This is a genomic window from Enterobacter sp. SST3 (genome assembly GCF_000286655.1).
Lineage (GTDB): Bacteria > Pseudomonadota > Gammaproteobacteria > Enterobacterales > Enterobacteriaceae > Enterobacter > Enterobacter roggenkampii.
In genome coordinates this window covers 61799-72792 of record NZ_ALNS01000020.1, presented here as the reverse complement: position 1 = coordinate 72792, position 10994 = coordinate 61799, and the positions used below count along the sequence as shown (strand labels likewise).

Here is a 10994-nt window from a genome sequence, read left to right as displayed (position 1 = left end):
CGTCAGCTCCTCAGTGTTTCTCAAGCCACGCGCCGTAGAACGACGGGCGGCCGACCGCTTCAAAATTCACGCCTTTCAGCCATGGCGCACCGGCAAAGACCTGTGGTTCCTCGAAGATCGGAATGACGTAGGCGTTATCCAGCAGGTAGCGCTGGGCATCGCCGGTCAGCTGCAGGCGTTTTTGCGGGTCGACTTCGGCGGAGATATCCACCAGCAGCGCATTCAGCTTGTCGTCACGGAAGCTTTTGACCTTGTCGCTGGAGCCGCCTTTTTGCAGCAGCGCGTCGCGGTTAGCGGGGTAGAACATGCTTTTCACCACGTCAGGATCGGCGCGGCCTACTTCGGAGACGGTTAACGGGGTTTTCAGCGGGTCAAGGTTATCCAGCGTACGGCTGCCTGCGTCACCGGCTTTCACGCTCAGCGCCACGCCCACCTGACGCCACTGCTGGGCAACCAGCTGCAGTACCTCTTTATTTTGCGGCTGCGGCAATGACTCATATACCGTCAGCGCCAGCCGCTGGCCGTCTTTGGTGCGGATGCCGTCGCTGCCCGCTTTCCAGCCCGCCTCGTCCAGCAGCTGGTTAGATTTAGCCGGGTCAAAGGTCAATTTGTCGCTGAGATCGACAAAGCCAGCGGCGGAATCGGCAATCACCGACTTCGCCTGCGGATAGTTAGCCGAGAAGAGGGTCTCAACCACCTGTTTTGCATTCGTGGCATGCAGCAGCGCCTGGCGCACGCGAATATCGGAGACCAGCGGGTTATCCGGGCGGAAACTGATGCTGTCGTTCACCCCGCGCGTTGGGGCAGCGTAGATTTTATAGCCCTGGTCTGTCGCCTGCTTTTCGTCATACGCCTGCACCTGGCGAATAAAGTCGGCCTGACCGGCCAGCAGGGCGCCGACGCGCACGCTGTCTTCCTGAGTCACGATAAACTTGATGCCATCAAGATTGGCTGGCCCCTGTTGCGCCAGATTTTTGGGCCCCCACTGGTAATCTTTGCGGGCTTCAAGCGTCACTTCGCGCCCCAGCTTTTCGTCTTTCACCACAAACGGGCCGGAGCCAATGATGTGGTGCGCATCCCCCAGCTCTTCAAAGTTGCGTTTCAGGGTGCTGAGCGACACCAGACCCGAGCCAATGGTGGCAGTGCCCTGCAGGAACCCCGGTGACGGTTTTTTGAAGTAGAACTTCACGGTCAGCGGGTCGACCACTTCGCTGCGATCGTAGTTATTGATCACTTCTGACACCGGCAGGCGCTGCGCCTTGTTACCTAAGCCGTAGGTATCAAAGTTTTTTGCTACGGCGTTGGCGTCCAGCGGCGTGCCGTCGGAGAAGGTGATCCCCGGGCGAATTTTGAAGGTGTATTCGGTTTTATCGGCGTTGGTGGTCCAGCTTTCGGCCACCCACGGTTCGACCTGCAGCGTCTTTGGGTTCTGCCAGGTCAGCTTGTCGGTGATTTGGTTCAGGATGCCGCCGTTCGGGTAGAAGCCGCCGGCGGGCGGGTAGAGGTTGGTGTGCGCCTGTTGCTCCAGATAAATCAGCGTACCGCCTTTGACCGGCGCATCAGTGGACCAGGCTGCGGTGGTCGTCAGAATGAGCACCGTCAGCAGCGGCAGACGAAATGGGGTTTGCATGGTGAATTCCTTTGTTATCTTCTTGTTAGCGTCGGATTCATCATCGGGCGCGGGGGAAAACAAGGGAACAAAGGAATTAAGATAAGGATTGCCGGAAAATGGCTATAAAAAAACCGCCCCGGAGAGGAGCGGCGATGTACGGTGGGTGATTACGAACGCAGGTCAATCACCATACGGCCACGGATCTGGCCCTGTTCCATCTCTTTAAAGATGGCGTTGATGTCCTCGATCGGACGCATCGTTACTTTCGGCACCACTTTACCTTCAGCGGCGAACTGGAACGCCTCCTGCAGATCCTGACGGGTACCGACCAGCGAACCCACCACCTGAATGCCGTCCAGCACCAGACGCGGAATATCGAGGCTCATCGCTTCCGGCGGCAGGCCAACCGCGACCACGCGGCCACCGGCACGCACGGCATCAACGGCAGAGTTGAATGCTGCTTTTGCGACGGCAGTGACGACTGCGGCATGCGCGCCGCCGGTTTTTTCCTGCACAATCTTAGCGGCATCTTCGCTGCGGGAGTTGATGGTGAGGTCCGCGCCCATGCTGGCCGCCAGCTTCAGCTGTTCGTCGTTCACGTCAAGGGCGATGACTTTGGCGTTAAAGACGTTTTTGGCGTACTGCAGCGCAAGGTTGCCCAGCCCGCCGAGACCGTAAATCGCAATCCACTGGCCCGGCTTAATACCCGACACCTTCACCGCTTTGTAGGTGGTCACGCCAGCGCAGGTAATGCTGCTGGCCGCCGCCGAATCCAGACCGTCCGGCACTTTTACCGCGTAATCCGCGGTGACGATGCACTCTTCCGCCATGCCGCCGTCGACGGAGTAACCGGCGTTTTTCACGTCACGGCACAGGGTTTCATTGCCGGAATTACAGTATTCGCAGTGGCCGCAGCCTTCAAAGAACCAGGCCACGCTTGCGCGGTCGCCGACTTTCAGCGACTTCACGCCAGGGCCGACTTCTTTCACGATACCAATTCCTTCATGGCCCAGGATAACCCCGGTCTTGTCGCCAAAATCACCGTTCTTCACGTGAAGATCGGTATGGCATACGCCACAGCACTCCATCTTCAGCAGGGCTTCCCCATGCTTAAGCGGGCGTAAGGTTTTTTCGGTGACGTTGACCTGGTGGTCCTGAGTGACAACAGCAGCCTTCATGTGTATCTCCTTGTTCATGATAAGAATCTGCATAGCAGGTGTAATACCCCTTAAGGATTAATACATTAGCCTGGTAATGCAAGGCTGCGGCAACATAATGTCATCATTTGATTCGATTTCAGATTAAGAATACGGCGATCCTCTAATAATTAAGGGGGGAAAATGCTGGCCCGGCGAGGTGCTCGCCGGGCGCAGACTTACAGCTGGGCTTCTATCTCCTCAATCTCTTTACGCCATTGCGCCTGGAGCTGCGGCTTTTGATGCTTTGGCTTGCGCGCCAGATCGTCTTCCAGCAGCGTTTCCAGCGCGATCAGCCGCTCAAGCAGATCGTCATGCGGCGAGGGGTGAACCGTCGCGGCGACAGCGGGCGCAGTGGCTGTCACCAGCCCCGCGCGTTCACGCAGCCGCTCAAACACCGCTTCTGCATCGTGCCATTCGCTCAGCGTACCGTCCTCAATCAGCCAGAAACGGTTGCAGCTTTGGCTAATTAACTGACGGTCATGGCTGACCAGCAGGACGCCGCCTTCGAACTGTTGAAGGGTGTGCGCCAGCGCCTCTTTGCCTTCCATGTCCAGGTGGTTGGTGGGCTCATCCAGCATCAGCAGGCTGTAGCGGGCAAGCGTCAGGCCCACGAACAGCAGGCGCGAGCGTTCGCCGCCGCTGAGCGTGCTGACTTTCTGCCCATGGCGGGACCACGGGAACCCGGCGCTGATGAGCGCCATTTTGCGGTTCTGCGGATCCGGTGCAAAAGGCTCCAGCGCGTCGAGCAGCGTGGCGTTGTCCGGCAGCTGATGCAACGTCTGGTCGTAGTAGCCCGGCGAGACGCGCGGATGGATTTTCAGCCCGCTGTCCGCCGGTTCATCGGAAAAATGTCGCCAGATAAGCTTCATCAACGACGATTTACCGCAGCCGTTACGACCGACAATCGCCACGCGATCGCCGCTTTTCAGCCGCGCCGTTTCGATGTTAAACAGCGGCGGTAGCCCAGGCGCGGGCGGGACGCCGAGGTTTTCCATCTCCAGCAGACGGTCAGCCCGCAGCGCGTCGCCGCGCAGGGTTAACGTCCACGGGCTGCCCGCCGTGAGCGCGGTCTGGCTCTCTTTGAGCCGTTCGACCTGTTTTTCCATCTGTTTGGCTTTGCGGGCCAGGTCTTCGTTATCGTAAACCTTACCCCAGGTCGCCAGACGTTTGGCGCTGGCGGTCACGCGGTCGATCTCCTTTTGCTCCGCCTTGTGGCGCTGCGCGTCGGTCTCATCTTTGGCTTCCAGCGCCTGACGTGCCGCCGTGCAGGGAAGGGCAAAGTAGTGCAGTGTTTTATCGCGCAGGATCCAGCTGCCGTTGGTGACGGCATCCAGCAGCTGTCTGTCATGCGAGACCAGCACAAAGCTGCCCGACCAGGTCTGTAAAAAGTGCTCCAGCCAGAGCATGGTCGGCAGGTCAAGGTGGTTGCTGGGTTCATCCAGCAGGAGCAGGTCCGGCTCGTGAATCAGCGCCCGGGCCAGCAGCAGGCGGGTGTGCTGCCCGCCGCTCAGCGTGGCGGAGTACAGCATCATATCCTGCGGCGTAAAGCCCATGCCTGCCAGCAGCGTTTCGGCTTTCCAGCGCAGGCTGTCCCGTTCCGCTACGGGCAGCTGGGCCAGGACGGCATCCAGCATGGTGAGCGGTAAAATAGCGTCCGGGAGATGTTGCTCCACGCGCGCCATCAGGCAATGCCCGGCCAGCGCTACCGTTCCGGCAGCAGGGGAATCCGTGCCGTCCAGCACCTTCAGCAGCGTACTTTTACCGCAGCCGTTGTCGCCCAGCAGGCCAATGCGGTCGCCTTTTTTCAGCGTAAAGGAGAGTGAGTCGAAGAGCGTGCCAAACGCCGTATCAACGCGTAAAGATTGTGCAGTGAGTAAAGTGCTCATTGTTGCTTACCCAAGAGTTACAGGCATGTTTATGCCTCGTCAAACATCGCTGACGATAACTCAGTAAGCCCGAGAGAAGGGATTTCAGGGGTTGGTGTCTTCGCTCAAGCCGAAGTTATCGCAGCACGATACCGATAACGCTTGAGCGGGTGCGATCACCAAATGTATGTGAAACATTGAAAATTTCACGATACAGCATAATTGGCCTCCTTATATATTCAGTGGGTTAATGGATGAAAGGAGTGTAGCGGGGGAAAAGGGGTTTGGCTAGTGGGTATTCGAGGGTGCGGTTTGTTGCCCTCACCCTGACCCACAGGGAGAGAGATATGCAAACTCGCTGGCTATAATTTAATCGCAGAATTGTTGTAACACGCTGATTAAAAAGAAGAGTAAAAATAGCATTTTGAAGTATATAAATTCCGGATTGCAAAATTCAACAATTCGGATTTTATTTAAGTTAATCCAGTATGATATGCATCATAAAGCTGATATTTATTTCCTCTATTGCTGTAGTCATTTATAACGATTAAAAAATAGAGGGATACTATGTTCAGATTATGTGAGATCTATGACTTTGAGCGAGATGCTACTCTTTTGGACTTCGAAAATATAGTGAGTCCAAAGCGGGGCTTGGAATTGGCATGTTATTACTATGTGTTAGACTACAGCGCGTATAAGTCAAGGTTATATTTTGATATACCTAATAGAAAATGGAATGGCGATAGGCATTTTGGTGAGAAATTTAAAAGGCAACCTTTAACGTACTATGATCCGATTTATGATGATTTAGAAAGGGAGTTGTTGCTCGGTCGAATAGTTGCTGTAGATACAGATAAACATTGGACTTGGTATAATAACCCTTTTTCTTTTGATGATAACGGTGAAATAGTTTACGAGCCGTTTATGCCTGGTTCTTGGGAATGTTCATTCCGTGATTCAGTGTTGAGCGCATATCATGTAGTGCTGGAGCGTAATCAACGTATCAAACCACGTCCTACACAGGAAATACAGTATGGCGCACCTGGATATGTTGAACCTGAGCAACATGCTCAGTCAGCAAAGACCATAAATAACAAGAATGTAGGGCGTCTGTTAGCCGCTGGCGGCGTTTATAATGGTAACGTTGAGGGATTTAGAAAGACTGCTGAACAACTGGGTGGAGAAGCTTTAGAAGGTTATAAAGGCGTTATGACCGATACTAACATTGGAATGGGTATAGCTGCTGCATCAATTCTTTTGGTAAAAAATCCTGCGATGGCTGAAGAACTAACAGGATTTTTAGGGAAAACAAAAAATACAAAAGTCTTCTTACAGAATGTAAAAGTTGAACAAATAAATTACTTACGCAGACCACGTGATGAATATTTATCACTTAGAAAAGAATTTGATAATACAGTCAGAAAAAATTTTATGAAAAGCTTATCAGTCGAACCAGGTATTGATCATTACTTTAATACTTCTCAAATTGAATTAATGGCACATGGAGGTGTTCCTGATTCCTGGCAGGTTCATCATAAATTACCTCTTGATGATGGGGGCGACAACAGTTTTGGAAATTTGATACTAATACAAACAAAGCCATATCATAATGCATTAACTGGGGCACAAAAATCCGTTACTAAAGATTTGATGCCAGGTCAAAGCATTGATACATTATGGCCTATGCCAAATGGAACATTTTTCAGTAAATAGGTGATGGAAATGGAAAATATAAGTTTTCAAGATATTGATAAATCAGTTGAAATTTTAAAAAACAATATGATTAAATATCATTATAATATTGCAACACCGCTTCCTCAAGAAATACAGGAATTTATTCAAAGCGACGTGCCTCCCGCAGACTGGAATGAAATAAAGAAAAATATACACAAAGACATAAAAACATTATTTGACGAAGTGGAGGAGGTTAAATATTTTTATACAAAAATTGATGGTTTAGAATTTAATGCAGCGACGATATATGGGTTCAGTCAGATTGCTGATGGGGAAATGCTGTGGTCAAATATCTATACAATGAACTTTTATAATAGAGATAATGAAATATTCATTGATCCGGACTTAAAAGATAACATTGTTATTGGTGAAGATAGCATGTCATACTTTTTATATAATATGGAATGTAAAACCTTTGAAATTAGAGATAAGATTGCCCCTGGCGTTCTAGAATCATTCATTGAATTCAACGGCATTCTGAAGTATATAATTAGAACGACAGAACTTTGAAGATAAAAAGGGGCTCTATTGAGTCCCTTTGCTATTTTATTCCAGCGCACCATATATTGGTTCAGCAATCCAGCCATACGTAGCTGCCGGAAGCAAGCCACTAACCCCGTAAGGACGCAGCAGGGAACGTTCTTGGGCTGGCGTGAAGATGAGTATCAGAAATTTGTTTTAACGGGCCAGGTCGAAGATTAATAAAAATCCCGCCATTTTTGGCGGGATTTTATTTTTTCAACTTTTAATAGAAGCTTTAACTTCTCAACATCATCATTGCTTAAAGCTCTTTTGAACTCCACACTTCCACATCATAAGCAATCATAAGCAATCATAAGCAATCATAAGCAATCATAAGCAATCATAAGCAATCATAATGCTCATTTCGTAAACCGTTGCAGTGGGGACTTACCGATTTACGTACACTAATTATTTGTTGCTTCTTCCAGCAAGATGAATGCATACGATAATGAGGCATTACAACACCCACAACAGCAGCCATTCAATTTTTTTTCAATGACTATTATTCGAGTAAGTGATTAAAAATATAAGCCTTTGTTTTAAATTTGTCTTATACGACCCTCTCCCACCGGGAGAGGGAACGGGCGGAGCGGATCAAATCGACGTACGGCGATAGCTGCGGTATTCAGGCTTCCAGAAGTTGTCGTCGATGGCCTGCTGCAGCGCGTCGGCAGAGGTTTTCACCGCCACGCCCTGCTGCTGCGCCATTTTACCCACCGCAAACGCGATAGCGCGCGACACCTTGTGAATGTCCTTCAGCTCGGGCAGAACCAGACCTTCGCCGTCGTTGACCAGCGGCGAGTGGCCCGCCAGGGTCTCGCTCGCCGACATCAGCATTTCGTCGGTGATGCGGGACGCGCCGGAGGCGATAACGCCCAAACCAATGCCCGGGAAGATATAGGAGTTGTTGCACTGGGCAATCGGATAGGTTTTATCCTTCCACACCACCGGATCGAACGGGCTGCCGGTGGCCACCAGCGCATTACCTTCGGTCCAGGCGATGATGTCCTGCGGCGTCGCCTCCACGCGGGACGTCGGGTTAGACAGCGGCATCACGATAGGGCGCTCGCAGTGCTTGTGCATCTCGCGAATAATCTCTTCGGTGAAGAGACCGGTTTGCCCGGAAACGCCGATCAGAATATCCGGCTTCACGTTGCGCACCACGTCCAGAAGGGAAAGGACTTCGTTGTCGGTATCCCAGTTTTTCAGGTTTTCGCGTTTCTGCACCAGCTTCGTCTGGAACGGCAGCAGGTTCGGCATGCCGTCGGTCAGCAGGCCGAAACGGTCCACCATAAAGACGCGGGAGCGGGCCAGCTCTTCGCTTAAGCCTTCGCGCTGGGTCTGGGCGATAATCTGCTCGGCAATACCGCAGCCCGCGGAGCCTGCGCCCAGGAAGACGATTTTCTGATAGCTCAGCTGGCTTCCCGCTGCACGGCTGGCGGCGATGAGCGTACCCACCGTCACGGCCGCGGTGCCCTGGATATCGTCGTTAAAGGAGCAGATCTCATCGCGATAGCGGTTCAGCAGCGGCATCGCGTTTTTCTGCGCAAAGTCTTCAAACTGCAGCAGCACGTCCGGCCAGCGGTGCTTCACGGCCTGAATGAAGTCGTCGACAAACTGATAGTACTCGTCGTCGGTAATACGCGGATGGCGCCAGCCCATATAGAGCGGGTCGTTGAGCAGCTGCTGGTTGTTGGTGCCGACGTCCAGCACCACCGGCAGGGTATACGCCGGGCTGATGCCACCGCAGGCGGTATACAGAGAGAGCTTACCGATGGGGATCCCCATCCCGCCAATGCCCTGGTCGCCGAGGCCAAGAATACGTTCGCCGTCGGTCACCACAATTACTTTGATATTGTGGTTCGGCACGTTCTGCAGAATATCGTCCATGTTGTGACGGTTCTGATAAGAGATGAATACCCCGCGGGAGCGACGGTAGATCTCTGAGAAACGCTCGCAGGCGGCACCCACCGTCGGGGTGTAGATCACCGGCATCATCTCTTCGAGATGGTTTTGCACCAGGCGATAGAAGAGGGTTTCGTTGGTGTCCTGGATGTTGCGCAGGTAGATGTGTTTGTCGATTTCCGTTTTGAAACCCTGGTACTGGATCCACGCGCGCTCTGCCTGTTCTTCAATGGTTTCAACCACTTCTGGCAGTAGACCCAGCAGGTTAAAGCTGCTGCGCTCTTCCATGCTGAAGGCGCTGCCTTTGTTGAGCAGGGGGAATTCGAGTAAAACCGGTCCGGCGTATGGGATGTATAAGGAACGATGTTTTTTCAGTTTGTTGTCCATGTCACTCACTCTTTTTATGAAGATCCGTCCCTGACACTGCTGTTTGTCATCTTTCTGGCCTGTGCGATGGGGTGCGGTCCGGCGGTATTATAAAGGAGCTAAATATTAATTACCGCAACACATAAACAAAAACACCATCGGGATTACCGATGGTGTTCTGGATCTCAGTCTGGAACTTACTTGCCGGCGTGGCGTTTTCTGCCGGTGGCGTGAGTGACTTGCGTTTCATGGTCGCCTTCAATCACCACTTTGCGCTGATTAGAAAGCTTGTAGTTCAGTCCCAGAATATGGCGTGCCTGACGGTTCGATTTCATATTAACTCCTCAATCCTGTTGATAGTTTTAAGGACCAGTTTGCTTACGCAAACGAAATGTAACCCCTTAGGTTGCAGATCCAGCTTAGCAGGTTTTTACAAGGGTGCGTTTTGCCCGCTGACGACGTAGTTAATGGTCTGCTGGTAGATGTCACTGAGGATGTCATTATCTGTGGATTCCACCCACCTGGTCAGTTCCATCAAAATGTCATCTTCAGTCACAGCACCGTGCTCGGCGTGAAGACCCTGTGCAATCGCGTTAACGAGTTCAGGTTGTGCTGCTGCGGTATTTGCCGGGTAATAAGTAAACATGCTGCCTCCGTGTCGTTGTCTGTTTAATGGTACGGCTCGCAAAAAATTTAATTCACAAACAGAATGGCAAATATTTTCACGGTTGTGGCTCAGATTCATCTTAGAAATAAAAATGACATAAGTGTATGCTTTTGTGTGCTTTTGAAATGCGGGGGTAAATCGACGTGGCGCTGAGAGAATATTATGACGGTGCTCCTGCTATCTCGAAAAAATAGCAGGAGCAGCGTTTAAATTACCACTTCATTTCGCCGGTATTCACCTTAGCGCTTAATTCCAGCGAGCTCTCTTCAGCCAGATTCGGATACTGTTTTTTCAGGGTGCTGATGACGCCCGCAGAATCTTTATGAACGGACAAGGCCTTTTCAAAGCGCTGGAGATAGTCACGGGTAAAATCAATCGCACCCGTCCCGGCTGGCGGGGTACCCAGATAGTGACCCGGGATCACGCGCTCGGGTTTGTGCGCCGCCATGTTCACCAGCGTTTCCCGCCACTGCTTACGGCTTTCCGCTGTCTGGGTGTCCGCCGTCCAGACGTGAATCCCCCAGGCTACGCCAGTGCCGCCGAGGATGGTCTTTGCGGACGGGATCCATACATAGGCCGCATAGCTGTCAGGCTGTTCGATGTCGATCTTCTCCCCGTCAACCATAAACGTGGTGGAGGCGAGCACCTGCGGGACGACCAGCTCCGTTGGCGCGCCGTCTTTCATCTGCGGACCCCAGAAGGCGAGCTTGGCGTCTTTAGTGGCCTTGATGTGATCAACCACGTGCTGCGTGGCCACCACTTTGGCGTTCGGGAAGGCTTTGACCAGCGGCTGCAGGCCAAAATAGAAATCCGGATCGCCGGAGGTGATCACAATCTTGTTCAGGGTCTTACCGCTTTGACGAATTTTCTCTACCAGCGCTTCGCCATCCTTCACGCTGAACTGCGCGTCAAACAGCACCGCTTCTTTCGGGCCGGAGACCAGCGTGGAGGAGACCGCGAAAATGCCTTTCTCCTGCGGGTTATAGGTATCAATGCTTAACGGCGCGGCAAAAGCAGCCGGCGTGAAAAGCGTGGAAAGCAGGGCAAGGTGAGTGAATTTCATGCTGTTGTCTCTGTTGTTCAGGAATGTCTCTATTGTACGGAAATTCGCATTTGCCAGAATT

At 52.1% G+C, this 10994-nt stretch carries 9 protein-coding genes; 2 read left to right on the top strand and 7 right to left on the bottom strand.

The window, feature by feature from the left end:
• Positions 1-10 precede the first annotated feature (10 nt).
• The 3 genes from B498_RS09265 to B498_RS09275 all read right to left on the bottom strand — a co-directional run bounded on the left by B498_RS09265 (position 11) and on the right by B498_RS09275 (position 4697).
• Positions 11-1630, bottom strand: a complete 1620-nt coding sequence (locus tag B498_RS09265; RefSeq protein WP_008501720.1) for a TIGR04028 family ABC transporter substrate-binding protein — start codon at positions 1628-1630, stop codon at positions 11-13.
• Between the two features lie 149 nt (positions 1631-1779).
• Positions 1780-2790: an alcohol dehydrogenase AdhP gene (gene adhP, locus B498_RS09270; protein WP_008501719.1), complete on the bottom strand. Its 1011-nt coding sequence runs from the start codon at positions 2788-2790 to the stop codon at positions 1780-1782.
• A gap of 197 nt (positions 2791-2987) precedes the next feature.
• Positions 2988-4697: an ABC-F family ATP-binding cassette domain-containing protein gene (locus tag B498_RS09275; RefSeq protein WP_008501718.1), complete on the bottom strand. Its 1710-nt coding sequence runs from the start codon at positions 4695-4697 to the stop codon at positions 2988-2990.
• 654 nt (positions 4698-5351) lie between these two features.
• On the opposite strand from B498_RS09275, the gene B498_RS09280 reads away from it, so the two are divergent.
• Positions 5352-6389: an HNH endonuclease signature motif containing protein gene (locus B498_RS09280; RefSeq protein WP_157179052.1), complete on the top strand. Its 1038-nt coding sequence runs from the start codon at positions 5352-5354 to the stop codon at positions 6387-6389.
• A 3-nt stretch (positions 6390-6392) separates the two neighbouring features.
• A complete protein-coding gene (locus tag B498_RS09285; RefSeq protein ID WP_032622941.1) occupies positions 6393-6920 on the top strand; it encodes a YrhA family protein in 528 nt (175 codons plus the stop codon).
• Between the two features lie 606 nt (positions 6921-7526).
• Here the strand turns inward: B498_RS09285 and B498_RS09290 are convergent.
• The 4 genes from B498_RS09290 to B498_RS09305 all read right to left on the bottom strand — a co-directional run bounded on the left by B498_RS09290 (position 7527) and on the right by B498_RS09305 (position 10933).
• Positions 7527-9224 (bottom strand): NAD-dependent malic enzyme, encoded by a 1698-nt coding sequence (locus B498_RS09290; RefSeq protein WP_008501715.1) that lies wholly within the window; start codon positions 9222-9224, stop codon positions 7527-7529.
• Between the two features lie 176 nt (positions 9225-9400).
• Positions 9401-9538, bottom strand: coding sequence for a stationary-phase-induced ribosome-associated protein (sra, locus tag B498_RS09295; RefSeq protein ID WP_008501714.1), 138 nt, complete (start codon positions 9536-9538; stop codon positions 9401-9403).
• 95 nt (positions 9539-9633) lie between these two features.
• The gene (gene bdm / locus B498_RS09300) at positions 9634-9849 is read right to left on the bottom strand and encodes a biofilm-dependent modulation protein (protein WP_008501713.1); all 216 of its coding nucleotides are present in this window, start codon (positions 9847-9849) and stop codon (positions 9634-9636) included.
• A gap of 232 nt (positions 9850-10081) precedes the next feature.
• Positions 10082-10933, bottom strand: coding sequence for a Vmh family MBL fold metallo-hydrolase (locus tag B498_RS09305; protein ID WP_008501712.1), 852 nt, complete (start codon positions 10931-10933; stop codon positions 10082-10084).
• Between the last annotated feature and the right edge of the window lie 61 nt (positions 10934-10994).